Genomic DNA, 25,033 nt, shown 5'->3' on the forward strand with positions numbered 1-25,033 from the left:
CTCGATCACCTGCTTCACCGCCTCTGCCCGGAACTCATCCGTGTACTGCTTGCTGTTGCCCATAAACACCTCGGTCATTGCCATCAATTATGGCAACCGGATGTCTACGAAAGGCTGGCCGGTCCACATTGTGCTGATGATCCGCCCCGCCATATGGTGACATGCAGCGCCTTACTTTGCAGATCTCACCAATTAACGTGACGCGTCACGCGCAATCGGCAGCGCATTGCCGGACAGGCCTGTCGCATTCGCCTCGCTCGCGGCCTCGCCGGGCGGATGCCGACACTCGCTAGGCTTGCACCACCAACATCGCGGATAGCACTGCAGCGCAAGGCTCCAGCTTCGTTTCGTCGTATGCAACGATTCTGAAAATGTTGAAAGTGGTGTCGGCATCAGCCCTACTGCATTGGCATCGCGCACAACCGGGCGTATTCCTTGCTGTGCCACCTTGAACAGGTGGCCGGGCTTCGAAACCCCGGTTGTGCAATCGTAAAAAGCGCTTGCCAGTCGGCACCACTCCGCGTGGTGCCGACTGGCAATCCGTCAGCCGGCTATGGCGGGCGGTGCGTGGGGGCCTTGCGCCCGCCGGTCTGATTGCACACCGGGTTTCGAACCTCGCACCGTCCGCCACCTTTATCGGTGGCGGCTTCTGCATGCACGCAAGGAGCCCCGCCATGACCCAGCCCCACTCCCCTGCACCGCATCCGATCCACGACGCGTCTGCGAACAGCCCCGCGCTGGATCCGAACACCCTCATCGCCCTGCTGCACAGCATCGGCTCCGGCGCCGCCTCCGATGGTCAGCCGTGGCCTGAACGCCATCAGATGCCCGGCCGACGCATCGCCTTGGCGGACACCGACTGCTCGCTGGCCGGGCTTCGCGTGGTCCTGGAGATTCTGCTGGCCGCGCAGCGCGCCCGCGAGAACGGCGAGCTGGAGCAATACGTCGGCCCGCGCGTGATGGAGGGGCTGATCATGGCCGGAATCGGCCTTACCGCACACGCCAGTACCCGACTGCATCCGGAGGGCTGAGTGGCCTGGTGGCGCTGGGCGGCCACCGCGCTCTGTCTTGTGGTGGTGGTTGCGGCACAGATGCAGTGGCTGGCACCGCCCAAGCCCTCGCCTATCGGTTTCCACAGCATCCCCGGCGATCGCTTTCTGCAGTTGCGCCGCCAAGCCATGCAGTTCGTGGAGGCTCGGCCTCGGCAGGGCTTCCAGTTCATCGAGCGGCATCGAGATGCCGAGTTCCAGGTTCATTGCCGAGGCATACCCGTGCTGTGGCTGGAGAGGCGCTCGCACCATCTGCTGTTGCAGGTCTCACTGGACGCGAAGCAGCGGGCGCCTGCCGTTGTGCGGTTGCGGGCGCTCCTCCAATGACAGTTGGAGCCGTTGGATTACCTGGAGCAGGTACTGGCTGGCGTGCCGGAACCTGTTCTGTTGGATCGGTTGCTGCAGATTCTTGCCAGTGATGTGCCTGATGGGGCGCGATGTGGCGTGCCGTAGTCGAGCGTGGCTCGACTCTACAGGGCTGCGGGCAGCGAGGGTTCGGGCTCCGGCTCTGCCGCTAGTCATCTGCTTGACGGGCGTTGGCACCGTGATCGTGCGACTCGACCTGGGCATCGATCCAGCCCGCATCGCGCGCACGCGCAAGATCTTCTGGCGTATCGATATCCAGGCCCAGTTCCGGTGCCTGTAGGACATGCACCGTATCGACAGGAAGTTGCCGCAGGCGCGCTCCAAAGCCGCGGTCACCGGTTGCACCCACTTGATTGAACCATGCGCGCGGCACTACTGCAGGAATGCCAAGCGCGTCTCCATGATGGGTACCCGCGCACCCTGACGCCGAGACGCGGGCACCCGAAAGCAGCGCCTGCAGATGGGAGCGCTCGATTGCGGGCTGGTCGCATGCCACGACCATCACCGCAGTCACCGTGGGCAGCAGGTGTGCGCTGGCAACCTGCAGGCTGCTCGCCAGGCCGCGTTCCCAGTGGTGGTTGGTTACCGAAGTGGCCTCCAGCCCGGCAATGCTGGATGTCACGGCCTGTGCGTTCGCGCCCACCACAACCAGGACCTGCGCTGGCGCGAGCTCCCGCGCCAACCGCACCACGCGATGTACCAGGGTCTCGCCCTGCCGGTTCAGAAGCTGCTTGGGCTGGCCAAGTCGGGTGCTCCCGCCGGCAGCCAGCACGACGACCGCATGCGCGTCAGTCACCTGCCGTGCGCGCTTCGCCATTGCTGCAGCTGCGCGGCGATGCTGAGCGAAATTGCCTCGGGCCCTCGGCCGCCGATGTCCAGGCCGACAGGTGATCGAAGTCTCGGGGAAAGGCGGTGGCGCTGATCCGGTGTCAGCAACTTGAACAGGTCCTCGCGCCTTCGCCGCGGACCCAGCAGTCCAATGAACATAACTTTGGTATCAGCCAGGGCCACCAGCGCCTCCCGGTCCAGTTCGAAATCGTGATGCATCACCAGTACCGCGTCGCACGGGTCGCCATGAAGGGCCTCGGCCGGGCTGGTCTGAAGATGCGCATCCGCGCACTGCCCGGCTGAGGCCCAGCGCGCTCGCCGTTCGGCCACGCTGACCCGCCACCCCAGGCCCCGCAGCAACGGAACCAGCAAGGGCGTTTCCGGACCGCCCCCCAACACCAGGGCCCGCGGAAGCCGGGGCAACGGCAAATGCCATGCGCCCTCGCCAAAGGGCTGCGTACCCTCCATCGGATGCAGCTGCCACGCCTGCTCGCGATGGCCGGCGCGGAAAACGACCTGGCCCGACGTACGAAGGTCGCGTTGGAGTGACACGCCCTCGCGCAGCCAGACCGCGATGACGTCGTCGATGCCGGCCATGGCACGCAATGGCAGGAGCGCAATCCGCAGTCGGCCGCGGCACCCGAGCGCGGACCCACTCAACAGGTCGTCGTCACTGCGGGTGTCGATCTCGATCCAGTCGACCCGCCCTGCCGCGCTCACCTGCTCCGCGCGTCGCGCGAGCTCGGGCTCCAGGCATCCGCCGCTCAGCCAGCCGACCTGGCCGCCGTTGCAGAACAGCACCATGTCGCCGGCACCGGCGTAGGTGGAGCCATCGGTTTCCAGCACCAGCGCGAGCACGGCGTGCTCGCCCGCGCGCACGCGCGTCAAGGCCGTCTCGAGCACGCCGCGCGGGCTGCCTTCGGCGAGGAAGCCCGGCGCTGCCGACAGGTGCTCGGCAAGATCGCAGGGCTCCCCTCCGCCTGCGGCGGAGGCCTCCAGAGTGGGCGAGGCTGCGGGTCGGTCCATGCGCAAGGGTCAGCCCACGTCGGGCAAGCCGGGCAGCAGCTTGTCCAAGGTAATGGGATAGTTGCGCACGCGCACGCCGGTTGCGTTGTAGACCGCATTGGCGATCGCGGCGCCGACCCCGCAGATGCCCAGTTCACCCACACCCTTGGCCTTCATCGGCGAGATCACCGGATCCAGCGTGTCGAGGAAGACCACTTCCTGGTACGGGATGTCGGCGTGCACGGGAACCTCGTAGCCGGCCAGGTCATGGTTGATGAACAAGCCAAGCCGTTTGTCGACCACCAGCTCCTCCATGAGGGTCGCGCCCGCACCCATCACCATCCCGCCGATGACCTGGCTGCGTGCGGAGAGCGGATTGAGGATCCGGCCGCCATCGCATACGGCAAGCATGCGGCGGATGCGCGTCTCTCCAGTGTAGGCATGCACGGCAACCTCGCAGAAGTGCCCTGCATAGGTGCCGACGTCGTAGCCTTGCTTGAATTCGCCGAAGGCAATGCCGTCCTCCGCCGACAGTGTCCCCGCCTCCGCCAGCTTGATCGTCCGCCCACCCGCCTGGATGTGGCCATTGGCGAAGTCTGCGGTGTCGCCGTCGAAGCCCAGTTTCTCGCCCACCTTGCGGCGCAGGCTGACGCACGCGGCATACACGCCTGCGGTGGAGCTTGCCGCGCCCCACTGGCCGCCGGAACCGGCGGAGGCGGGATGACGGGAGTCGCCGAGGGTCACGTGGACCCGGTCCAGCGGCACGCCCATGGTCTCGGCTGCCGTCTGCGCGATGATCGTGTAGGAGCCGGTGCCGATGTCGGTCATGTCGGTCTCGACAATCACCCCGCCCTGGCCGTCAAGCCGGACCCGCGCCGCCGACTTCATCGTCGGTGCGCCGCGATAGCCCGCGGACACGCCCATGCCGATCAGCCAGTGCCCTTCCCTGACCTGCGCCGGCCTGGCCTTGCGCTTGCTCCAGTTGAAACGCTCCGCGCCTTCGCGCAGGCAGCGCACCAGGTTGCGGTCGGAGAACTTCTTGGACGGATCGCCGGGCACGACCTCGGGCTCGTTGAGGATGCGAAACGCGATCGGGTCGAGACCCAGCTTCTCGGCCATTTCGTCCATCGCCACTTCCAGCGCCATGTGGCCCGGTGCTTCGCCCGGTGCGCGCATCGCATTGCCTTCGGGCATGTCGAGCGTGGCGATGTAGTTGGCCACCAGGCGGTTGGCGCCTGCATAGAGCTTGGGCGTCTGCAGGGTGCCGTTCTCGCCGTCCTCGCCGTTGATGTTGCCCGACCAGTTCTCATGGGCGATGGCGGAGATCCGGCCATCCTTTCCGCAGCCGATCCGCACGCGCTGGAGGGTGGCGTGCCGGTGCGTGGTGTTGTTGGGCATCAACGGGCGTTGCAGCGCGATCTTCACCGGCCGCCCGACCTGCTTGGCCGCCAGCGCGGCCAGCACCGCGTCGGCACGGATGAACAGCTTGCCGCCGAAGCCGCCGCCGATATAGGGCGAGTCCACGCGCACCTTGGCAGGATCGATGCCGAGGATCGCCGCCATGCCCTGCCTGGCCCAGTCGATCATCTGGTTCGCCGTCCACAGCGTGAGCGTGTCGCCCTCCCAGGCGGCGATGGTGGCGTGCGGCTCCATCATCGAATGACTTTCGTCGGAGGTGTGGTAAGTCTCGTCGAGCTTGACCGCGGCGCTCGCGTAGGCAGTGTCGAAATCGCCGAGCGTCTGCCGGTCGGGCTTGCCACCGCGCCCCTTTGCCAGCGGCGCAGACGGTGCCAGGGCCGGGAAATCGAAGCGGCCCTTACCGCGCTCGTAGCGGGTGCGGATCAGCGCTGCGGCGGCGCGGGCCTGCTCTAAGGTCTCTGCCACCACGCAGGCGATGGCCTGGTGGTAGTGGGCCACCTCGGCTCCGCCGAACAACGGTGCATTGTTCCAGTTCGATTTGCCGACCGGCTTGGTTTCCGGTGCGGTGATGACCGCCAGTACGCCGGGTGCGGCACGTGCGCGGGAGGCATCCATCGAAATGATGCGCCCCTTGCCGATGCCCGCACCGACGATGTAGCCGTAGGCCTGGTTCGGCGCCGCGTCATGGCGCTCGTAGGCATAGGGGGCGGTGCCGGTGGTCTTGCGTGGTCCGTCGATGCGCGGCGTCGACTTGCCGACGACCTTGGCCTTGTCGAACAGGTTGTCGCCGGCGGGGGCGTTGAATTCAAGGGGCATCAGCGCTCTCCTTCCACCAGCACGGCTGCGAGAGTGCGCTCGGCGAGCGCGATCTTGAACGCGTTCTCCCGCGTCGGGCGGGCACCGGCGAACACCTGCCGGGTCGCGGCCTTTACGCCGTCGCGCAGCAGCGGTTCGGCTGCCTCGACGCGCCACGGTTTCGGCGCAACCCCACCGAAGGCGAACCGCGCCGAGCCGTCACGCTGCACGACCGCGGCGACCGACACCAGTGCGAACGCATAGGACGCGCGGTCACGTACCTTGTGGTACACGTGCCGACCGCCCAGGGGTTGTGGCAGCGTGACGTGGGTGATCAGCTCACCGCGCTGCAGCACGTTGTCCTGCTGCGGCTTGTCGCCGGGGGAACGATGGAAATCGGCAATCGGGATGCTGCGCGTACTGCCGTCACCCCTGACGGTCTGGATCGAGGCGTCCAGCACCCGCAGGGCCACCGCCATGTCGCCCGGATAGGTCGCGATGCAGCTGTCCGAGGTGCCGATCACGCCCATCTGCCGGGAGAACCCCTCGAGTGCGCCGCAGCCGGATCCGGGCAGGCGCTTGTTGCAGGGCAGATTGGGGTCGTAGAAATACGGGCAGCGCGTGCGCTGCAGCAGGTTGCCGCCGGTGGTGGCTTTGTTGCGCAACTGCCCGGAAGCACCTGCCACAATCGCGCGGGTCAGCACCGCGTAGTCGCGGCGCACGCGCTCATGCGACGCCAGTGCGGTATTGGTGACCAGCGTGCCGATGCGCAGGCCGCCTTCGTCGGTGGGTTCGATCCTGTCCAGGCCGATGTCCTGCACGTCGACCAGGTGCGCTGGCGTCTCGACCTCCAGCTTCATCAGGTCGAGCAGATTGGTCCCTCCAGCCAGGAATTTCGCGCCCTCGGTACCGGCGACGGCCCTGGCGGCCTCGGCCGGGGATTTCGCGCGTTCGTAACTGAAGGCCCTCATGAGCGCCTCCCTGCAGAGGTCACGCCAGCGACCTCTGCCATCGCCTCGGCAATATTGGAATAGGCGCCGCAGCGGCAGAGGTTGCCGCTCATGCGTTCGCGCATTTCCATGTTGGTGGCCTGGGGCCGTGCGCTGACATCCGCCTGCACATGGCTGGGGACACCCCGCTTGATCTCGTCCAGTACCGCCACCGCCGAACAGATCTGCCCCGGCGTGCAATACCCGCACTGGTAGCCATCATGCTTGATGAAGGCGACCTGCATCGGATGCAGGTCATCGGGCGTGCCGAGGCCTTCGATGGTGGTGATGGCATCGCCCTGGTGCTGTACGGCCAGGCTGAGGCAGGCATTGATGCGCTCACCATTGACCAGCACGGTACAGGCACCGCATTGACCGTGGTCGCAGCCCTTTTTCGTTCCAGTCAGCTTCAGATGTTCGCGCAGGGCATCGAGCAGCGTGGTCCGGGTGTCGAGCTCAAGCTCCCGCCGCTCGCCGTTGACGGTCAAGGCCACCGTGCTGATGACCGGCGGCCTGGGCGGCGGGGGCGCCGCCAGTTCGGCGGCGAGCGATGATGCCCCCGGTGCGGCGGACATCGCCACGGTCGTGACGCCGCCGGCGATCACCTGGCGACGCGTCAACTTCATTCCTTCATCACAACTTGGCACAGTGACCTCCTGGCGTTCGGGGAAACCCCGTGGCTGGATGGACGCGCTCACACTACCCAAAGGCCACTATGCCCATCCGTGGGGTACAGATCTGTGAAGTCGGCGAAATGTACGACCCGACCAACTTGGGCCATGCGTATGCCTCACTGGGTGGCTCACAATCCTGTTTGTCCCTCAACATGAAGAACACGATAGGCCGACGCTACAAGGGCGTTGACTGGGAGGGCTCGGGCTCGTGGATGGAGCCTTCCAACAAGGCAACGTAGGTATCGAGCCTGGTGCGAAGGCCGATCAGCATCCAGCCCAGCAGGTACAGCAGCACCATGGCGAAGATGAGCAGTGCGCCCAGCAGGCCAACATCGAAAGCGCCCGCCCAGTCACCCCATTTCCATCCACGGAACTGCAGGTAGAGGGCAATCAACAGCGGGAATGGTCCCAGCCGCTGCAGGCCGCCATACATCATGCCCATGCGCTCAATCATGTTTGTGCGCAAGGTGCTGACGAACTTGAGTCGCCGCTCGCGCTGGACGCGCGGGAATCCGCGAAGCTCGGTCACCACCGCTTGCCAGTGAGCGAAGTCTTCATCCATCTCGCGGGCGTGCGAGAGCCGCGGCTGGCTGAACTGGCGAATGCCCCTGCGGGCGGCCAGGACGCCACCGACAATGAACCCTCCGATTTCGATTGCCAGGCAGGCAACCACCACCTGGAGCACTGCGCCAACAGGCAGCCATCGATCCGGAAGCTGACCAATGAGAATGCCGATGATCGCCGCACCCATGCCGATGCGGAACGCCCACGTCTCCACCCTGCCCGCCTTGGGGTAGATGCTGTGCTCAACCAGCCCCTGCACCCGCTGGTAGAGCCAGTGGAACGTGAGTTCCTGCGAATCGGTCTTCGCGGGCGGAACGAATCCGCCCCGTGCCTGCATGTCCATTGCGCCCCCTGCCCGGCCGGCGCGGATGCCGGCCCCGGCCATCGTAGCCGAGGTTGGCAGGGGCGGCATACGGCCTTGCCGTGTAATCGTCAGGGCCAGGATCTTCCCATGGTCGAGCATGGCTCGACTCTACAGAGGCGAAGCCTGCGGGCCGACCCGCACATGCACCGCATGGCTGATGCCACGATGGAACATCTTGGCGTATGGGCAGACGCGTTCGGTGTTGCGAACGAGTTCGCAGGCCAGGTTCTCATCCATGCCGGGAAGATGTACCACGATCTCGGCCGACAGCAGGTACAGCCCATCTGCCGGATCACGGGCGAAGGTGACTGCCACTTCGATGCTGGGGTTGTGCAGCAGCAGGCCGGCGCGCGCGGCCACCAGCACCATGGCACCGTGGAAGCAGCCGGCATAGCCCGCAGCCAGCAGCTGCTCGGGATTGGCGCCGCCGCCAGGCCCGCCGAGCTCCGGCGGCAGGCGCAGGTCCACCGCCAGTGCACCGTCGTCCGATCGCACGACGCCGGACGCCCGCCCATGCTGGGCCTGGCCTCCGCTCACCCGCACGCGGCCGGTGTACAGCGGCTTCACGTCGTCGCCCTGGTAGCGGTCCAGCATGGCAGGCGAAGGCGGCTTCAGCTCGGTCATTGCACGGCTCCATCAAACGCAGCTGCGGCAGGCGATCGATTCGCCGCTCAGGCAGGCTGCCGCTGCAACAGACCGGACTGCTGCAGCCAGGCTTCGAAATCGACCTGCCCCAGCCACGCGTGGCCGGCCGGCACCAGCGTCTCGATCTGCAGCGCCGCGCCGAAGTACAGTGCATCGGCGTCCGCCACCACCTGCCGGGAATCACCTGTCAGTTGCAGATAGCGCCTGGCCAGATCCGCCATCGCGCTGCGCTGCGGCCCGGCGATCTCCAGCACGCCATTGGCTGGCGCCTGCTGCGCGATGCGTGCCACCGCTTCGGCAACATCCTCGGCGGCAATCGGCTGCACGTCGGCGGCCGGCAGCCGCACGGCCGTCCCGTCGCCGGCGGACTGGATGATGCCCGGCAGGAACTCGAAGAACTGCGTGGAATGGATGATGGTGTACGGCAGGCCCGAGTCGCGGATCAGCCGCTCTTGGGCGATCTTGCCGCGGAAGTAGCCACTGGCGGCAAGCTTGTCGGTGCCAACAACAGAAAGCGCGACATGGTGGCGCACGCCGGCACGGGTGGCGGCCGCAAGTATGTTGTGGCCGGCGGTCACGAAGAACGAAAGCACTGCTGCGTCTTCGAACGAGGGCGAGTTGGCCAGGTCCACCACCACGTCGACGCCGTCCATGGCGGCATCCAGGCCCTCACCGGTCAGCACATCCACCCCGGTGGAGGGCGCTGCCACCACGATCTCATGCCCGGCGACACGCAGGCGCTCCACCACCTTGCTGCCGATGCGGCCGGTACCACCGATGACGAGGAACTTCATTGCGTGTCTCCTGGAATATAGAGGGGCTACCGGCGTGTGGCCGGGCGCAGGCATCGTAGGTGGCGCGGGCGCGAGGCAGTAGGTCCGTGACGGGCCGCGCACTGTTGCCCGGCACGCACGAGTGCGCTCAGGCCCAGGCAGGCTGTGCGCCTGGCTTCAGGGGGGTGGCCTGCTGGCGTGCTTCCCAGTGCGAGATCACATCCAGTTCGAGCGCGCGCACCCGCTGCGTGCTGAAGTCGATGAAAGCACGCACGCGCTTGGGCAGCTGGCGGCGGCTGAGGTAGCACAGGTAGTGGCCGCGATCGAGCGGTGCATGCCGATCCAGGCAGGTCACCACCCTGCCCGCCCACAGCGCTTCACGCACCTGATAGCTGGGCAGCTGGGCGATGCCCAGCCCGTCGATGACGGCCTGCAGGGCCAGGTCGGCATCGTTGAACACCAGTGCGCTCGGCGGCTGCAGGTGCACTTCGGCACCGTCGACACGGAATTCCCAGGGCTGCATGCGTCCGCCCGGCAGGCGCCGCCCGATGCAGGCATGCGTGGGCAGCGTGTCCACCGACGCGGGTAGGCCGTGCACCTGCGCGTACGCCGGTGATGCACATACGACCAGCTGCATCGGCACCAGCTGCTTGGCGATCACTTGGCTGTCTTCCAGCAGGCCGTCGCGAAACGCCACGTCGATGCGATCACCGGCCAGGTCGGGGGCCTGCTCGTCCAGCAGCAGTTCTACAGAGACCTGCGGATACTCGGCACGGAAGGCTGCCAGCAAGGGCGCAATCACCCGCCGGCCGAAGCCGTGGCTGGCACTGATGCGCAGGTGCCCGCGCGGCGGGCCCTCGCGCAGGTCGCGCATTTCCTCCAGCGCCTGCAGGATGCAGGTCACGCCCGGGTTGCAGCCCTCCAGGAACAGCTCGCCTTCGCGGGTGAGCGTGGTCGAGCGCGTGGTGCGCAGGAACAACCGCACGTCCAGCTGGCTTTCCAGCTTCTGCACGCTGCGGCTGACGGCCGAGCGGCCGATGCCGAGGCGGTCGGCCGCGCGCGCGAAGCTGCCCTCGGACGCCACTGCAATGAAGGCCAGCACGCCGGCGTAGCTGGTGGAGAAGGACGCATTGAGCGCATCGTGGCCGTCGCTGGCCGGGCGGGGCGTTGCGGCGTTCATGGGTGGCCTGGCTCCAGGCGGGCACGTTGTGCGTGCAGGTGGCTCCGCGCCAGCGCCAGGCGTTGCATGCACGCGGCAAGATCGAGCCCCAGCAGGGGCACGATGTCCTCGAATCCGGCGCCCAGCACGTCGTGCAGCAACAGCACCGCACGTGCATCGGGCGGCAGTTCGCGCAATGCGGTGAGGAAGGCCTGCCAGACCTGTTCGCTGGCAGGGCGCGATGCGGTGCGCAGGTGCGATGAGGTGTCCATGCCCGGCAGACGGCCGAGCATCGGCCGCTGTGACAGGACATTGGTGTCTTTCATGCAACAGCGTGCGTCCCGGCCCCCGCCTACCGGCATTGCGAATGCAGGCCTAGCCTCGCTGTGCCCTTCACACGCTACAGGAACACACCATGACCGCACGCCTGGATTACGCCGCGCAATCCCCCGAACTGTTCAAGAAGCTCGGCCTGTACTCGCATGCCGCCCACACCGCCTCGATCGAAGCGGCCATCATCGATCTGGTCAACATCCGTGCATCGCAGCTCAACGGCTGTGGCTTCTGCCTGGACATGCACGTGAAGGAGGCCACCCTGCGTGGTGAGCGCCCGCTGCGCCTGCATCACCTGGCGGCATCGCGTGAATCGACGCTGTTCAGCCCGCGCGAGCGCGCCTGCCTGGCCTGGACCGAAGTACTGACCCAGCTGCCGGCGCAGGGTGTGCCCGACGAGCTGTACGCGCGCGTGCGCGGCCAGCTGTCCGATCAGGAAATTGTCGACCTCACCCACGCGGTGATGGCGATCAACGCCTGGAACCGCGCCAACGTTGCCTTCCGTACCACGCCCGGCACCCTGGACGCAGTCTTTGGCCTGGACAAGGCCGGCCTGGCCTGATCTTTCCGCCGCTGCCCCATGCCGGGGCCCCCTTTACCGCTTTGGAGACCTGCCATGCGTCGTTCTGTTCTGGCCCTGCTTGCGCTGCTGCCACTGTGCGGCGGTGCCGCCACCCCGCCCTCTCCCGCGCCCCAGCCCCTGGTGCGCGAGGTGATGACCCGCGCCCTGCCGGAGCAGCCCGGCAAGGAAGCGCTGATCCTCACCGTGGAGTACCCGCCGGGTGGCGCCGATCCTGTCCACCGCCACGATGCCCATGGCTTCGTCTATGTCCTGGAAGGGCGGATCGTGATGGGTGTGGCCGGCGGCAAGGAAGTCACCCTTGGCCCGGGCGAGGCCTTCCATGAAGGCCCGGCCGATCTGCACACCGTAGGTCGCAACGCAAGCGCTACCGAGCCGGCGAAGTTCGTGGTGTTCCTGATCAAGGACATCGGCAAGCCGGCGGTGCTGCCGCCGCACTGATCGCACGTCCGGCGCTGGCACCAACGACAGGTTCCCGGGTGTCACAATCCGGGGACCTGTCCCGTCTACGCTGGCATGGACGAATCCACTGCGCTGTTCTCACGCCTCCGCCCACGCCTGTTCGGCGTGGCCTACCGCATGCTTGGGTCTTCGCACGAAGCCGAAGACGTGGTGCAGGATGTCTGGCTGCGCTGGCATGGCACCGACCAGTCACAGATCGAGAATCCGGAAGCCTGGCTGGTGGCGACCACCACCCGTCGCGCCATTGATGGCCTGCGCCTGGCCCGGCATGCGCGCGAACACTATGTGGGCATGTGGTTGCCCGAGCCGCTGCTGACCGATGACACCGCCACGCCCGAGTACGTGCTGGAAACCGCCAGCGATCTGTCGGTCGCCTTCCTCAGTGTGCTGGAACGGTTGGCCCCGGATGCGCGTGCGGCTTTCCTGCTGCACGACGTGTTCGATCAGGATTACGCCGTGGTCGCGCGCACCCTGGACAAGACGCAAGCCGCCTGCCGGCAGATCGTGCATCGTGCGCGCCAGCAGCTCCGGCAGGAACGCCCGCGCTACAACGTCCCGCAGGACGTGCACCAGAAACTGCTGCGCCGCTTTGCCGAGGCCGCGTCCAGCGGGGATTTCCGCACGATGAAGGCCTTGATGGCCGAATCGGCCGAGCTGGTGGGTGACGGCGGCGGTATCGTCACCAGCTTCCCCGGGCCGATGGTCGGGGGTGCACGCATTGCCCAGCTGCTGTATGCCCCGCACCTGCGGCGCAGCGCGCAGGTGCGGATGGTGCCGGCCATGCTCAACGGACGGCTGGGACTGCTGCGCTATTTCGATGGCGAGCTGGAGGCGGCGATGGCCTTCGAGACCGATGGCGAGCGGATCACGCAGGTTCTGGTGCAGCGCAACCCGCGCAAGCTGCAGCGGTTGGCTCGCCCTATCGCCATCCAGTAGTTCCACGCCAGCCAGGGATGGCGTCCGTTGCCGGCCGCCCTTGCGGGATTCGAGCGGGGCGCCGATGCGCCCCGTCGAAAACTTCTGCTTGCGCTGTATCCGCAGGATCCGATCAGAAGTCCCAGAACACCGGCACCCAGCGGAAAGTCTCGCCCTCCAGCGACACCCGGCCCACTGACGGGAACGGAAGATGCGTGGCCACCAGCATTTCGCCGGTGCCGGCCAGTTCCTTCAGCAGAGCAACGCGAACGCGTGCGGATTCCTCCGGGTCGTGCTCGAAGCCGTTGTGCCAGTTCGGTTGGTCGAAGCCGACCGCGAACACCGCGTCACCAGCAAAGGTCAGGGCCTGCCCCGCAGACGCCACGCGCACCACGCAGTGGCCCGGGGTATGCCCACCGGTACGGCGGGCCGTCACGCCCGGTGCGATCTGCTGTTCGTCCTGGAAGGTGTGCACATAGCTGCTGTACTCGGCCCAGAAGTGCTTGGCCGTGGCGCGCAGCGCATCGGGGAAGCCCTGCGGCATGTTGGTACGGCTGAAGTCCGGCGACTTCCAGAACTCGACTTCCGCGGCTGCGACGTGGATTTTCAGGTCCGGGCGCAGCTGTTCCTTTACCCCTTCAACCAGCAGGCCGCCGACGTGGTCCATGTGCATGTGGGTGATCACCACGTCGGTGATTTCGCTCAGGTTGATACCGGCGGCACCGAGGCGGCGGATCAGCTGGCCGGCGCGCGGCAGCTGCAGGTCCGGGTCCATGCCCAGGCCGGCATCGATGAGGATGGCGCGATCACCGCTGTGCACCACCATCACGTTCAATGCCCAGTCGAAGGCATCCTGGGGCAGGTACATCTCTTCGAACCATTGGGCACGGTCGTCCGCCGGCACGTTGTGGCCGAGCATCTGGGTGGGCAACGGAAGGACGCCATCGCTGATCACCAGCACTTCGATGTCGCCCACTTTCAGGGCGTAGCGCGAGGGCACCAGTTCATCGAGGGCGGGAGCAATGGGCGCGGCGGTGTTTTCCATACTGAACATGAGGGATCTCCACGATGAGGCGTTGGGCGGGCAGCAATGCAAGGCTGGCGCGAACGAATCCGGGCGCCTGCCCATGGCGCAGGCCGTGACATTGCCAGGGCACGGTTGCCTGGCAGGCCAGCGCTGCGGAGTTCATGGGAAGACGGGCCACTGCGCGGGCAATGGGCCCGGAACACGGCAGGTGCCGTGTGGGATCAGCCTAGGCAGCACGCCGCAGGTGCGGTAGGTCCGTGAAGGGGTACGTCATGTTGCGTTCCGGGAAGCAATGCGGCACCGGCTGCAATGTCACCATTGCAAGCGCCTCTGGCTCGTTCGGTAGTGCGCAGGCCCAGGTCGGGCAGCTTTGGACGATCATTCAGTCGACCCTGCTGTGGATTCGTGCACGCAGGACGATCTATCAAGAAATTCGGACTTGTCATATCCCTGGCGCCTGATCGCGGGCGCAAAGTACGTCTCACCACCCACCCATGAGAGTTCCCGCATGAACACCTTCGCCCGTACCCTGGCCGTTGCCGCCCTCGCCCTCTCGGTCCAGGCCGGCCTGTCGGCGCAGGCCGCCGATCCGGCCAAGTCGGCTCCGGTCACCGCCATCGCACGTACCGCCAGCTACATCACCACCGCCGACGGCGTGCAGCTGTACTACAAGGACTGGGGCCCGAAGGACGGCCCGGTCGTGACCTTCAGCCATGGCTGGCCGTTGAATTCGGACAGCTGGGAGTCGCAGATGATCTTCCTGGCCAACCATGGCTACCGCGTGATCGCGCATGACCGTCGCGGCCACGGGCGCTCCAGCCAGCCGTGGGACGGCAACGACATGGATCACTACGCTGATGACCTGGCCACGGTGATCAATACACTGGACCTGCACGATGTGACCCTGGTGGGCTTCTCCACCGGTGGCGGCGAAGTGGCGCGCTACATCGGCCGGCACGGCACTGGACGGGTGAAGAAGGCCGTGCTGATCAGCTCGGTGCCGCCGTTCATGCTGAAGACCGCCGACAACCCGAACGGCCTGCCGATCGAAGTGTTCGACGGCATCCGCAAGGCACAGATGGACAACCGCGCGCAGCTGTACAAGGACATTCCGTCGGGCCCGTTCTATGGCTTCAACCGCCCGGGCGCGAAGGTGTCGCAGGGGCTGATCGATGCGTGGTGGGCGCAGGGCATGCAGGGCGGCCACAAGAACACCTACGATTCGATCGCCGCGTTCTCGGCCACCGATTTCCGCGCCGACCTGAAGAAGTTCGATGTTCCTACCCTGGTGATCCACGGTGACGACGATCAGATCGTGCCGATCGATATCTCGGGCCGCCAGTCGGCAAAGCTGATCAAGGGCGCAAAGCTGATTGTCTACCCGGGTGCGCCGCACGGCCTGACCGACACCCACAAGGACAAGGTCAACCAGGATCTGCTGGCGTTCCTGCAGGAAAAGTGAGTGTACGGGGCTCCGTCGTGATGGCGGAGCCCTTCCTGACCAAAGGCAGGGCCGGCACCGGACGAGCGCCGGCTGCCACGTCAGTGCACGATTGCGGCCGTGGGATTTCAAGCCAGTCATGGCGCGCGGTGTGCACCTTGATGAAGGGTTAACCTCCAACAAAGCATACTGCGCTCTCACGGCTCTTCTCCGGCGCAGAATCCTTTGCTCCCGTGTCCAGCCCCAGACGACACGGCCATGCATCCTCCCAATGCCTTCCGGATCCACGCGATCCAGCCCCTTCTTGCGCACAACGGTGCCATCGTTCGCCTCGAGCAGTTGCGATCCACCTGCAAGAGCTGCGGCTTGCGCTCATCAATGACTCAGGACGAGGGCATCAAGACGAGTCCATTGGGCACGACGCTCACGTGCCCCGCGTGCGGTGCCACGGGGCTGATGGACGAGGTGGAGATATGGCACCACTGGCTCGAACAGTGCCGGCGGGAACGGATGCTGGCGCTCTTCGATCCCGCACCTGACGAACCTCTGGAGCCTGATGGCCCCGAATGAGAGCGACGCATGGACTGTCCGGCCGGCGCCTCAGCGCCGCGCCTCAACCGTCGCCGGGGTGACGCCCTGCCAGGCTACCCATCGTGAAGGCGTAGCCCGCCTCCTCCAGCAGCGCTCTCATGCGCAGCTCCACACGCCGGGGGGAAAGCAGGCTGTTGGGCGCGTACAGGGCATAGACGTAGCCTGCGCCGTCGATGATCTCGCGGCGCACGGCGCACTCATTGGATTCGGCAGCCTCGGACCAGACGGACATCAACCTGGCGGGACTGATGGATTGGCCGTTGCGAAGACGGAAGAACAGCCAGCGCACTCCCAGGGAACGCACCGGATTCAACCTAGCCACTGCGAACCCCCGATGCGCCGGAAAAGGTCCCTCAGGACCTCTGGATCCAAGCGTGGATGCTCGTCTTTCGAAGAGCGCGGAAGGTCGATGCGTGCGGCGCCGTTCACCAGCGCGGGCAGATCGGACTGAAGGTCGATCCACCACCCCGCGGGCAGCCGGAGCCCCGTGCCCGTTCTATCGTAGATGCAGATCGGAAAAGTCATCGCGTTGCTCCTGGATGCCCCGAGCATACGCCTGCGCGATGTCAGGTCCGGATGCGACGCCTAGGAAGATGCCGCATCGGCGCGCTTTGCGCATTCGAATACGTGTGCTTCGTCCTGCTGGACCCTGCGGAACGACTCCAGCCAGCCGAACGCTGCTCCACGATTGTGAATCGTTTCGCCAAGCCTTCCGGTCAGGCATCGTGCGCACTCCATCCCGCCAGGACTGGGCGCATCGCAGCAACGGCATTGCGCCATCGTCGTCGTTCTCTCCGGGCGGCACTGGTACATGATCTTGGTCATCAGGCTGATCGCCTGGCTTTGCGAGGACATGCGCGCTCCCTGTCTACTGCGCGGAAGCAGCCGCGCGGCGCGCGGCTCCTCCTGTTCTTCAGCGACGCGTATCACCGCCGGGACCGCCTTTCTTTTGGTCCGTTGGATTCGAGTCGCTACGATCCTTCTTGTCCTGCTGCTGTTGTTCGCCTTGCCGGCCAGGCTCCTCCGCGCTGGGCTCGCCCCCCTCGACCTGCCCCTGCTGCACGGGCTGTTCTGCTTCAGCGGAAGCGTTGGAGCGGTCATTCCTGTTCTGTTCGGGGACGCTGTTCATTTCGATTCTCCGTCGCAGCAAGTGTGCTGCCGATTGACTGTGGGCCCGTTGCCGTTACGGGAACGTGCCGGCAAGCGCGTTGTATGAATGGTTGTGATGAACAGGCACCCGGCGGCGAGCGTGTACAGTGAGCTTTCGAACAGGGGTAGGCGCCGTGAGCCACGGAAGAAGCAAGCACGTTGTCGACGTGGAGCGCGAGCTGGCCCACTGGGAAACCGCCTTCAATCTGGGTGCGCTGCCCGCGATGAGTTTCCGGCACGAAGTGGCGCCGGTCATCCGGCTTGCCTGCGACATCTATGTGAGAGATCCGCACGGTACCCGGTCAGCCTGGATGGACGATCTGCAGTGCCGCCTTGCGAAACGATCAAGCCTGCGCGGCCACCCTGGCGCGGCAGAGATTGCCGATCGTTGCTGGACGCTGCTGTCCTGCGGCTAGGGGCCTCCTGCCGGATGATTCCGCTCGCGCACACCCTACCCCAGCTCGGATGCCAGGAACGGTGCCGTCCTGCTGCCCTTGGCGTGGGCCACCTGATGCGGCGTCCCAGCCGCCACGATGGTGCCGCCCGCGCCGCCAGCGCCCGGGCCGACGTCGATCACCCAGTCGGCCTGCGCGACAGAACGCATGTCGTGCTCGATCATCACTACCGTGTTGCCTGCGTCCACCAGCCGCTGAAGCTGCATCAGCAGCCTGTCCGCGTCTGCCGCATGCAGGCCGGTGGTGGGTTCGTCCAGCACGTACAGCGTGCGCCCGCGCTGGCTGCGCTGCAACTCTGTGGCCAGCTTGATGCGTTGCGCCTCGCCACCTGAAAGTTCGGTAGCTGGCTGGCCCAGCCGCAGGTAGCCCAGGCCGATCTCCTGCAGCAGCTGCAGCGGGCGGGCGATGGCCTCCTCTTCGGCGAAGAACGCATGGGCCTGGTCCACCGTCATCTGCAGGACCTCGGCAATGTTGCGGCCGTTCCACTGCACCCTCAGCGTGGCTTCGTTGTAGCGGGCGCCGTGGCAGGTGGGGCATGGTGCATAGACGCTGGGCATGAACAGCAGTTCGACGCTGACGAAGCCCTCGCCTTCGCAGGTTTCGCATCGGCCCTTGGCCACGTTGAACGAAAAGCGGCCCGCGTCGAATCGGCGGCGGCGCGCGTCGGATGTCGCGGCGAACAGCTTGCGCACGTGGTCGAACAGGCCCGTGTAGGTAGCCAGGTTGGAGCGTGGCGTACGCCCGATGGGCTTCTGGTCTACCTGTACCACGCGTTGAATGGCGTCTACGTCGCCGGCCAGCTGGCCCCGAGTGGCTTCGATCACGGTGGGTCCATCCGTGGGCGCGTTGTCGGCGCCGTCGTCTGCTGTCTCATGCCCAAGGTGCAGCAGCATCAGCTCAGGCAGCGCCTGCGCCATCAGGCTGGACTTGCCCGATCCGGAAATGCCGGTCACTGCAGTCAGCAACCCCAACGGCACCTGCGCATCCACGCCGTGCAGGTTGTGGCGATGGATGCCTTGCAGCGCCAGCCAGCTGTTGGCACTGCGCTGCCGGCTGGCCGGCGCGGGCACCCGGTCGAACAGGTACTGCGCCGTACGCGAATCCTGAACGTTGCGCAGGCCATCGGGCTCGCCACTGTAGAGAACACGTCCGCCATGCTCTCCTGCCTGTGGGCCGACATCCACCAGCCACTGCGCGCGGCGCATCAGCTCCAGATCATGTTCAACAACGAACACCGAGTTACCGCCGTCGCGCAGCCGTTCCAGTGCCTCGTACAGCGCTTGGCTGTCGGCCGGATGCAGGCCGGCCGAGGGTTCGTCGAGCACGTACAGCACGCCGAACAGCAACGAGCTGAGCTGCGTAGCCAGGCGCAGGCGCTGCAGTTCGCCGGCCGACAGTGTGGGCGTGGCGCGGTCCAGCGAGAGATAGCCCAGGCCGAGCTCGCGAAGTTGTCGTACCCGCGCCATGACCCCACCCGCCAGCCGTTGTGCCGCCAGGCGCTTCTCCTCTGACAGGGCTGAGGTCAGGCGCACGTCGGGGGCGCCTTCGTGGGTCGCGCGGCCACTTGCTGCCCGCTTGGCGCGATCGCGGGGCGTTGCACGCCTGCTGGTACGCGCGCCGTGGCTGTGTGCACTGAAATCGCCCTGCGCGATGGGCTCGAGCAAGGCCGCCAGCTGGTCCAGCGGCAGCCGCATGAACTCGCCGATGTCCACGCCGGCGAAGGTGACCGAAAGCGCTTCCGGCTTCAGGCGCTTTCCCTGGCAGGCGGGGCACAGCCGGCCTTCCATGTAGCGGGAAACACGCTTGCGCATCAGCGCGCTCTGGGTGTTGGCAAAGGTGTGCAGCACGTAGCGGCGTGCGCCGGTGTACGTGCCCATGTAGCTGGGCTCCAGCTTGCGCTTGAGCGCGACGCGGGTCTCGGCCGGCGTGAAGCCGGCATAGACCGGCACCGTCGGCGTTTCCTCGGTGAACAGGATCCAGTCCCGGTCCTTTTTCGGCAGCTTCTTCCACGGCACATCGATGTCGTAGCCCAGCGTGACCAGGATGTCGCGCAGGTTCTGGCCATGCCAGGCCGGTGGCCAGGAGGCGATGGCGCGCTCGCGGATGCTCAGCGATGGGTCCGGCACCATCAGCGCTTCGGTCACCTCATAGACGTGCCCCAGGCCGTGGCAGGTGCTGCAGGCACCCTGTGGGGTGTTGGGCGAGAAGTCTTCGGCGTACAGCATGGGCTGGTGGGCCGGGTAGGCCCCCGCCCGCGAGTACATCATGCGCACCAGGCTGGACAGCGTGGTCACGCTGCCCACCGACGAGCGCGCATTGCTCGCGCCGCGCTGCTGCTGCAAGGCCACCGCCGGCGGCAGGCCGTCGATGGCATCCACGTCGGGCACGCCGGCCTGGTCGATCAGGCGACGCGCGTACGGCGCGACGGATTCGAAGTAGCGCCGCTGCGCCTCGGCGAAGACCGTGCCGAAGGCCAACGAGGACTTGCCGGACCCCGACACGCCGGAGAACACCACCAGTGCATTGCGTGGAATGGAGACATCGACATTCTTCAGGTTGTGCTCGCGCGCACCGCGCACCTCGATGCAGCCGCTGGCTGCGGCAGCACATGACGATTCGCCAAAGGGGGTGTTGGACATCTCAGCATTCCTGCATTCGGTGGGCGGATCGCGCATGGTGCGCCCGAGGGGCCATTGTCGCCGCTGCGGAGTGAATGGCGTGAGGGCGCCGGAAGCGGGATGTTGTCTTCACCTCCCGTTCGTACGGCCTTATCTGCGCTGTTCACGGTGTACAGCGCGATGCTGGGCAGCGTGGTCTTCGCGGTGACCAATGCGATGCTGCTGTTGACGGCGGTGGTGGGCCAGGTGATGGCTTGGTGCCGCCCCGGCCAACGCCGGGCTCTCCCACCCTGCTGATTGTTGATGCGAGTTGCCTGAAGGTTTGACATTACGTTCCCCCACCGTTGATGGGGCCGGACCGTCACACGGATGAGGAGGCCGCTGCATGCCGTGCGGTTCGGGCGCACTCTCGTAAAGACCATGCGCAATATTCCTGCGGGCGCTCACATGCCGCCTTCACCTGGCCCCTGCCCGATCGCAACCGGGCAGGACCTACGCTGGGCACTCCACTCACTACGGAGCCCAGTATGGCTATCAAGACTGCGGAAGACCTGTTCATCCACGAACTCTCGGATATCTACAGTGCCGAGAAGCAGCTGACCAAGGCCCTCCCGCGCCTGGCCCGTGCGGCCGAGAACCCGGACCTGGCCGCAGCGTTCGAAACACACCTGGAAGAAACGCAGGGCCAGATCGAACGCATCGATCAGGTGGTGGAGGTGCTCGGCATTCGCCTGAAGCGCATCAAGTGTGCGGCGATGGAGGGCCTGGTGGAAGAAGGCAAGGAAGTGATCGACAGCATCGACAAGGGACCGGTGCGGGATGCGGCCCTGATCGGCGGCGCGCAGAAGGTCGAGCATTACGAGATTGCGTCCTACGGCACCATCGCCGCGCTGGCCAAGCAGCTGGGCTACAAGGATGCCCTTCCGCTGCTGCTGGAGACGCTGGAGGAAGAGAAGGCCACCGACGAAAAGCTGACCCTGCTGGCCAAGGGCGGCGGCAACGCCAAGGCCGCGCAGGCCGCCTGACCGGCGCACGCCGGAACCCGGCGGCCACGGATGGCCGCCTCAGGGCCCGTACAGCACCTGATCATTCGGGCAGAAGAACGTGCGTCGCCGCGTCGTCCCCAGATAGAGCTTGCTGATCGGGCCACCACACAGGGGACAGACCTTTTTCGTGTGCACCTGCCAATGCTTCTTCAGCTCGAAGCGGCGCTTCCACTCCAGGAAATCGAAGCTGTAGGCGCGAGCCTGCTCGATCAAGGCGGTAAGCCTTCGTGGCGGCAGGTCGCCCAGCCGGGAGGCGGGATGCACGCCTATCCGGAACAGCACCTCGTTCTTGATGATGTTGCCCACGCCGGCGAAGACGGTCTGGTCCAGAAGCGCGTCACAGACCATCACGTCCGGCAGGGCCTTCAGCTTGCGCCGGGCCAGCTTTGGATCCCACGCATCGTTCATCACGTCCGTACGCCAGTCGTAGATGTCGTCCAGAGGCGTGTCGATCAGGCGCACGGAACAGGCATAGAAATTCAGCTCCCCGTTGTCGAACACCAGCGTTACCCGCGCCGGGGCTGGCTTCCGTTCGTCGATGCGCCAGCTGCCGAACATCATCAGGTGGATGCGCAGCGTGTGGCGGCTGAATTCCAGCAGGAAGTGCTTGCCCCAACTGAGGACCGCCTTGACCCTGCGGCCCTGCAGCGGTGACAAGTCGACGCGGCTGTTACCGGACACGGTGCGGACCACGCGCCCCTTGAAATGGCTTGCGCCTTCGCGCAACAGCACGATGGAAGGGCCTTCAGGCATGTGCGTTCTCCGACAGGAGCGCCTGCAGGCGCAGGGCGTTGCGGGTGGCGTGGCCGAGTGCGGTATTGTCCAGTACGAACCAGGCGGGTCGTTGCACGTCGGATTCGCGCCGCAGCCGTTCCGCGAGCCCGGCCAAGGCCTGTTCACTGTACGCGCTGCGATAGATCTGCGGTTGGCCGTGCCAGCGCCAGTAGCTCCACGTGCGGTCACCGCCGGGAATCGCTGCCGCCGGCACCCGTGCCGGATCCGCGGCAACCCGTGCAACGCCATGCGCACTCAACAGCGCATCGACCTCCGGCGTGAACCAACTCGGGTGGCGCGGCTCGCACGCCAGATCGGCCCGCGTGCGGGCGCGCAGGCCCCGCAGGAAGGTTTCGGCCGTGATCGTGTCGTACACCAGGCTGGGCGGCAACTGCAGCAGCAATGGACCGAGCGTTCCACCCAGCGCCAGCACGCCTTCAAGGAACTGTTCGAGCGGCCGCATTGCATCGCGCAGCCGACGCTCATGGCTGATCTCGCGCGGCAGTTTCACCGCGAACCGGAAGCCCTCCGGCACGCTCGCGGCCCATCGCGCGTAAGTCCTGGGCTGGTGCGGTCGATAGAAGGACGAGTTGATCTCTACCATCGGCAGGCGTGTGGCATAACGCTGCAGCAGGCTGTCGCCCGCGCCGAACGCTTCCTCATCCGCCCGCGGCAGCGACCAGCCCGCACAGCCAACACGCAGTGGGGCGGATGCACGCGGGGCGGCCGCCACCTTCATCGCACCGACTGCTCGTACGGTTCCAGGGGCTCTCCCGCACCTGCATCCGTCTGCAACTGCGAGACCGACAGCAGACGATCCAGTGCGCTTTTTCCCGCGTCGAGCGCCGACGCGCTGCGCACGAAGCCGGTCCAGTCGGAGATGGCGATCTTTCCCAGCGCGAGCTCATCCACCCGCACGCTGCGCATCCGCCAGTGCGGAAACTGTCGACGTCCCACCTTGCCCCGGTTCAGCTCGACGATCCCACTGTGGCTGCCGGCCGCGAGAATGCGCGTGTACGCCGCATTGATCCCGGCCTCCGGGCCTTCCAGATACTGCAGGAAGCGTGAGCCGTCGAACAGCAACGTGCCGGTGACATCGACGGATTCGTTGAACTGCACCGCTTCGGCCACAAGCTGCCGCAGCCGCGCTGCGGTCAGGTTGCGGGAGGCTTCACTCACATAGGCAATCGCACGAAGAGGCATGGCACCACCGATGGTTGCAGACCGCTCTACCTTAGCGATACCGGTCGTACGCGCGGTGAGTCCGGTGTGGAGGCTGCGTCGAGTTGCGGCGCGTCCATGCCGCGTAGGCTTGACGCGCTGATCGGGCACAAGCCGCAGACCGCCGCAATGTCCGGCGCGCCCGGTACGCGGTGTTCTCGGTGTTCTCGATCCGCGAAGCCAAGGCCTTCATCATGGTCTCCGCTTCCTGTTCCATGGCGTAGGCATCCCGCAGCCACTTCAGCAGGCGACCGCCTCGTCGGGAGGTGTGAACCGCCCGAGGTGTGCGCTGCACGCCGCCCTGATGCAGCGATAACATGCACGGACTGCAGGCTGGCCCCGGTCCGCGATCAGGGCATCGGGCTGGACAGGGCCGCGCCGCCGGCTCGACCTTGCAGACTGCCACCCGACGCGCGCGGAGCGTCCGTCGCCACCAGTGCCTGTACCACACGGTGTTGCATACGATGAGCGCCGCCTTCCACGCCCACGACATACACGAAGCGCCCATCGAACTTGGCGTGCGCGCCCTCAAGGAGATCGTCGGCCTGCAGGGCTCGCTTGAGCGACTTCATCCACGTGCGCTCAGGCATGCGGTCCAGTTCCACTACGATGGCAGTGCCACCGCAGTCCAGCGGCATGCACTCGACACGCAGCACGCGTGGAGAAGCAGAATCGGTTCCGGATAGCGGCATGAGAGACGCTCCAATGCGGGGGACGGCGGCAGTATCCATGCCACGTGCCAAGGCGCCGTCAACGAGCTCCATCCGGCCCTGCACGCTGCCTCGACGGTGCTGGAGGCGCGCTTCACGGGCTTCGCGCCGGGCTGACAACCCGCACGCACCATATTGATGCTGCACAGCACAGACTGGCACTCCCGAAGCAATACAGGCTGCACACATGCAATCCGGAATGAGCCAGCGCAGATGCAACTTGCTGCTGGTGGAAGACCAGCTCGACCTGGCAGCACTGATGGAACATGCACTTGAGGGCGCCGGCGACCAGGTGACGCACGCGTACAGCGTGTTCGACGCGCTGGGACTGCTGGATACCCAGCGGTTCGACGGCGCCGTGCTGGACGTCGAGCTTCGAGACGGCGTGGTATTTCCAGTCGCTGATCGCCTGGCGGAACTTGGCATCCCCTTTCTTTTCGTCTCTGCGGTCTATGACCAGCTGGTGCCACAGCGCCACCGCCGCGCCGCCTTCGTGACCAAGCCATTCCACATCGATCAGTTGCAGGACACTGTGCGGCGTGTGATCAGCTGCACAACATGCTAGCACCCGTCCCGCACTTCAAGCGGCGTTCGCGTAGGGCTCAACGACTGCAAGCAGCTTCTCCATCGCTTCGGCTTCGTCCTGGCTCGTTACCGCCCGCTGGATGAAACGGCTCCAGTCAGCAAGGGCGATCCTCTGCAGCTCGCCCGCGCTGACCGACAGGCAGCGCATCGGCCAGAACGGCAACCGCCGCTGCCCGACACGGCCACGCCCGAGTTCGGTCAGTTCGGTGTGGCTGCGGGCGCCGCTTACGCGGGAGAAGGCAACATCCAGCCCGTCGGCGGGGCCTTCCATGTATTGCAGGAAGCGCTGCCCGTCAAACAACAGGACCCCGGTCACGCCCGCTGATCGATTGAAGCGGGCCGCATCTTCCATCAGTGCAGCCAGGCGTTCCGGCGTGAACCCGGGGGCAGCCCGGCTGGCGTAGACAATCGCGCTGTTCGGCATCGGCTGCTCCTGCTCTCCCAGCCGATCAATGTAAGGTAGGCAGCGTTCACGCGCCGTAAACGCGTACAGGGC

Annotated in this window: 30 protein-coding genes and 1 pseudogene; 10 read left to right on the forward strand and 21 right to left on the reverse strand. The window is 66.3% G+C overall.

Going from position 1 to position 25,033, the window contains the following annotated elements:
- The first annotated feature begins 674 nt into the window (after positions 1–674).
- Positions 675–1,031, forward strand: coding sequence for a hypothetical protein (locus ACM0PY_RS10925; RefSeq protein ID WP_138969993.1), 357 nt, complete (start codon positions 675–677; stop codon positions 1,029–1,031).
- Positions 1,032–1,376 (forward strand): hypothetical protein, encoded by a 345-nt coding sequence (locus ACM0PY_RS10930; RefSeq protein ID WP_235646760.1) that lies wholly within the window; start codon positions 1,032–1,034, stop codon positions 1,374–1,376.
- A 187-nt stretch (positions 1,377–1,563) separates the two neighbouring features.
- Here ACM0PY_RS10930 and ACM0PY_RS10935 read toward each other — a convergent pair whose 3' ends face one another.
- The 10 genes from ACM0PY_RS10935 to ACM0PY_RS10980 all read right to left on the reverse strand — a co-directional run bounded on the left by ACM0PY_RS10935 (position 1,564) and on the right by ACM0PY_RS10980 (position 10,956).
- Positions 1,564–2,232: a nucleotidyltransferase family protein gene (locus ACM0PY_RS10935; protein WP_180884387.1), complete on the reverse strand. Its 669-nt coding sequence runs from the start codon at positions 2,230–2,232 to the stop codon at positions 1,564–1,566.
- Positions 2,208–3,269 (reverse strand): XdhC family protein, encoded by a 1,062-nt coding sequence (locus tag ACM0PY_RS10940; RefSeq protein WP_180884385.1) that lies wholly within the window; start codon positions 3,267–3,269, stop codon positions 2,208–2,210. The genes ACM0PY_RS10935 and ACM0PY_RS10940 overlap by 25 nt, the downstream gene beginning before the upstream one ends.
- 9 nt (positions 3,270–3,278) lie before the next feature.
- Entirely contained in the window at positions 3,279–5,483 is a 2,205-nt protein-coding gene (gene paoC, locus ACM0PY_RS10945) for an aldehyde oxidoreductase molybdenum-binding subunit PaoC (protein ID WP_180884383.1), read from the reverse strand.
- On the reverse strand, positions 5,483–6,433 hold the full coding sequence (locus tag ACM0PY_RS10950) for an FAD binding domain-containing protein (protein WP_087802615.1): 951 nt from the start codon (positions 6,431–6,433) through the stop codon (positions 5,483–5,485). The genes paoC and ACM0PY_RS10950 overlap by 1 nt, the downstream gene beginning before the upstream one ends.
- Positions 6,430–7,077: an aldehyde dehydrogenase iron-sulfur subunit PaoA gene (gene paoA, locus ACM0PY_RS10955; protein ID WP_180884399.1), complete on the reverse strand. Its 648-nt coding sequence runs from the start codon at positions 7,075–7,077 to the stop codon at positions 6,430–6,432. The genes ACM0PY_RS10950 and paoA overlap by 4 nt, the downstream gene beginning before the upstream one ends.
- Positions 7,078–7,300: 223 nt before the next feature.
- A complete protein-coding gene (locus ACM0PY_RS10960; protein WP_235646761.1) occupies positions 7,301–8,152 on the reverse strand; it encodes a hypothetical protein in 852 nt (283 codons plus the stop codon).
- A 9-nt stretch (positions 8,153–8,161) separates the two neighbouring features.
- The gene (locus ACM0PY_RS10965; protein ID WP_069138534.1) at positions 8,162–8,677 is read right to left on the reverse strand and encodes an Ohr family peroxiredoxin; all 516 of its coding nucleotides are present in this window, start codon (positions 8,675–8,677) and stop codon (positions 8,162–8,164) included.
- 47 nt (positions 8,678–8,724) lie between these two features.
- Positions 8,725–9,492: an SDR family oxidoreductase gene (locus ACM0PY_RS10970; RefSeq protein ID WP_180884381.1), complete on the reverse strand. Its 768-nt coding sequence runs from the start codon at positions 9,490–9,492 to the stop codon at positions 8,725–8,727.
- A gap of 127 nt (positions 9,493–9,619) precedes the next feature.
- Positions 9,620–10,651 (reverse strand): LysR family transcriptional regulator, encoded by a 1,032-nt coding sequence (locus ACM0PY_RS10975; protein ID WP_180884379.1) that lies wholly within the window; start codon positions 10,649–10,651, stop codon positions 9,620–9,622.
- Complete coding sequence (locus ACM0PY_RS10980) at positions 10,648–10,956, reverse strand: sigma factor-like helix-turn-helix DNA-binding protein (protein ID WP_134970191.1); 309 nt, start codon at positions 10,954–10,956, stop codon at positions 10,648–10,650. The genes ACM0PY_RS10975 and ACM0PY_RS10980 overlap by 4 nt, the downstream gene beginning before the upstream one ends.
- An 89-nt stretch (positions 10,957–11,045) precedes the next feature.
- Here ACM0PY_RS10980 and ACM0PY_RS10985 point away from each other — a divergent pair, with 89 nt between their 5' ends.
- The 3 genes from ACM0PY_RS10985 to ACM0PY_RS10995 all read left to right on the forward strand — a co-directional run bounded on the left by ACM0PY_RS10985 (position 11,046) and on the right by ACM0PY_RS10995 (position 12,941).
- Complete coding sequence (locus ACM0PY_RS10985; protein WP_134970182.1) at positions 11,046–11,525, forward strand: carboxymuconolactone decarboxylase family protein; 480 nt, start codon at positions 11,046–11,048, stop codon at positions 11,523–11,525.
- A gap of 54 nt (positions 11,526–11,579) precedes the next feature.
- Positions 11,580–11,984: a cupin domain-containing protein gene (locus ACM0PY_RS10990; protein ID WP_134970181.1), complete on the forward strand. Its 405-nt coding sequence runs from the start codon at positions 11,580–11,582 to the stop codon at positions 11,982–11,984.
- A 75-nt stretch (positions 11,985–12,059) separates the two neighbouring features.
- Complete coding sequence (locus ACM0PY_RS10995; protein ID WP_180884377.1) at positions 12,060–12,941, forward strand: RNA polymerase sigma-70 factor; 882 nt, start codon at positions 12,060–12,062, stop codon at positions 12,939–12,941.
- 112 nt (positions 12,942–13,053) lie between these two features.
- Here the strand turns inward: ACM0PY_RS10995 and ACM0PY_RS11000 are convergent, their stop codons facing one another.
- Positions 13,054–13,974 (reverse strand): MBL fold metallo-hydrolase, encoded by a 921-nt coding sequence (locus ACM0PY_RS11000; RefSeq protein WP_180884375.1) that lies wholly within the window; start codon positions 13,972–13,974, stop codon positions 13,054–13,056.
- A gap of 481 nt (positions 13,975–14,455) precedes the next feature.
- Between ACM0PY_RS11000 and ACM0PY_RS11005 the strand changes: the two genes are divergently transcribed.
- Together ACM0PY_RS11005 and ACM0PY_RS11010 are read left to right on the forward strand one after the other, a co-directional pair.
- The gene (locus tag ACM0PY_RS11005) at positions 14,456–15,409 is read left to right on the forward strand and encodes an alpha/beta fold hydrolase (RefSeq protein ID WP_180884373.1); all 954 of its coding nucleotides are present in this window, start codon (positions 14,456–14,458) and stop codon (positions 15,407–15,409) included.
- 237 nt (positions 15,410–15,646) lie between these two features.
- The gene (locus ACM0PY_RS11010; RefSeq protein WP_134970177.1) at positions 15,647–15,958 is read left to right on the forward strand and encodes a hypothetical protein; all 312 of its coding nucleotides are present in this window, start codon (positions 15,647–15,649) and stop codon (positions 15,956–15,958) included.
- Between the two features lie 43 nt (positions 15,959–16,001).
- Here the strand turns inward: ACM0PY_RS11010 and ACM0PY_RS11015 are convergent, their stop codons facing one another.
- From ACM0PY_RS11015 to ACM0PY_RS11025, 3 genes are all read right to left on the reverse strand, one after another.
- On the reverse strand, positions 16,002–16,301 hold the full coding sequence (locus ACM0PY_RS11015; protein WP_061478250.1) for a hypothetical protein: 300 nt from the start codon (positions 16,299–16,301) through the stop codon (positions 16,002–16,004).
- Between the two features lie 263 nt (positions 16,302–16,564).
- Entirely contained in the window at positions 16,565–16,834 is a 270-nt protein-coding gene (locus ACM0PY_RS11020) for a hypothetical protein (protein ID WP_005416562.1), read from the reverse strand.
- Between the two features lie 58 nt (positions 16,835–16,892).
- Positions 16,893–17,108, reverse strand: coding sequence for a hypothetical protein (locus tag ACM0PY_RS11025; protein ID WP_072167045.1), 216 nt, complete (start codon positions 17,106–17,108; stop codon positions 16,893–16,895).
- A 187-nt stretch (positions 17,109–17,295) separates the two neighbouring features.
- Here ACM0PY_RS11025 and ACM0PY_RS11030 point away from each other — a divergent pair, with 187 nt between their 5' ends.
- On the forward strand, positions 17,296–17,544 hold the full coding sequence (locus tag ACM0PY_RS11030) for a hypothetical protein (RefSeq protein WP_235646762.1): 249 nt from the start codon (positions 17,296–17,298) through the stop codon (positions 17,542–17,544).
- Positions 17,545–17,579: 35 nt separating this feature from the next.
- On the opposite strand, the gene ACM0PY_RS11035 is transcribed toward ACM0PY_RS11030, so the two are convergent.
- Positions 17,580–20,222 (reverse strand): excinuclease ABC subunit UvrA, encoded by a 2,643-nt coding sequence (locus tag ACM0PY_RS11035; protein WP_180884371.1) that lies wholly within the window; start codon positions 20,220–20,222, stop codon positions 17,580–17,582.
- A gap of 506 nt (positions 20,223–20,728) precedes the next feature.
- Between ACM0PY_RS11035 and ACM0PY_RS11040 the strand changes: the two genes are divergently transcribed.
- Positions 20,729–21,226, forward strand: a complete 498-nt coding sequence (locus ACM0PY_RS11040; RefSeq protein ID WP_005416567.1) for a YciE/YciF ferroxidase family protein — start codon at positions 20,729–20,731, stop codon at positions 21,224–21,226.
- A gap of 39 nt (positions 21,227–21,265) precedes the next feature.
- Here the strand turns inward: ACM0PY_RS11040 and ACM0PY_RS11045 are convergent, their stop codons facing one another.
- The 5 genes and pseudogenes from ACM0PY_RS11045 to ACM0PY_RS11065 all read right to left on the reverse strand — a co-directional run bounded on the left by ACM0PY_RS11045 (position 21,266) and on the right by ACM0PY_RS11065 (position 23,934).
- The gene (locus ACM0PY_RS11045) at positions 21,266–22,000 is read right to left on the reverse strand and encodes a DNA-formamidopyrimidine glycosylase family protein (RefSeq protein ID WP_180884369.1); all 735 of its coding nucleotides are present in this window, start codon (positions 21,998–22,000) and stop codon (positions 21,266–21,268) included.
- A complete protein-coding gene (locus tag ACM0PY_RS11050) occupies positions 21,993–22,760 on the reverse strand; it encodes a DUF72 domain-containing protein (protein WP_134970174.1) in 768 nt (255 codons plus the stop codon). The genes ACM0PY_RS11045 and ACM0PY_RS11050 overlap by 8 nt, the downstream gene beginning before the upstream one ends.
- Positions 22,757–23,224 carry a BLUF domain-containing protein gene (locus ACM0PY_RS11055; protein WP_134970173.1) on the reverse strand — a complete coding sequence of 156 codons (468 nt, stop codon included), beginning with the start codon at positions 23,222–23,224 and terminating at the stop codon, positions 22,757–22,759. The genes ACM0PY_RS11050 and ACM0PY_RS11055 overlap by 4 nt, the downstream gene beginning before the upstream one ends.
- A gap of 181 nt (positions 23,225–23,405) precedes the next feature.
- Positions 23,406–23,537 (reverse strand): annotated as a pseudogene (locus tag ACM0PY_RS11060) (DUF892 family protein); the annotation flags it as partial.
- A 55-nt stretch (positions 23,538–23,592) separates the two neighbouring features.
- Positions 23,593–23,934 carry a hypothetical protein gene (locus tag ACM0PY_RS11065; RefSeq protein ID WP_080376901.1) on the reverse strand — a complete coding sequence of 114 codons (342 nt, stop codon included), beginning with the start codon at positions 23,932–23,934 and terminating at the stop codon, positions 23,593–23,595.
- Positions 23,935–24,139: 205 nt separating this feature from the next.
- On the opposite strand from ACM0PY_RS11065, the gene ACM0PY_RS11070 reads away from it, so the two are divergent.
- Positions 24,140–24,517, forward strand: coding sequence for a response regulator (locus ACM0PY_RS11070; protein WP_134970172.1), 378 nt, complete (start codon positions 24,140–24,142; stop codon positions 24,515–24,517).
- Positions 24,518–24,532: 15 nt separating this feature from the next.
- Here ACM0PY_RS11070 and ACM0PY_RS11075 read toward each other — a convergent pair whose 3' ends face one another.
- A complete protein-coding gene (locus ACM0PY_RS11075; RefSeq protein WP_005416573.1) occupies positions 24,533–24,961 on the reverse strand; it encodes a BLUF domain-containing protein in 429 nt (142 codons plus the stop codon).
- Between the last annotated feature and the right edge of the window lie 72 nt (positions 24,962–25,033).

This window comes from Stenotrophomonas sp. BR163, assembly GCF_047520985.2.
GTDB lineage: Bacteria > Pseudomonadota > Gammaproteobacteria > Xanthomonadales > Xanthomonadaceae > Stenotrophomonas > Stenotrophomonas sepilia.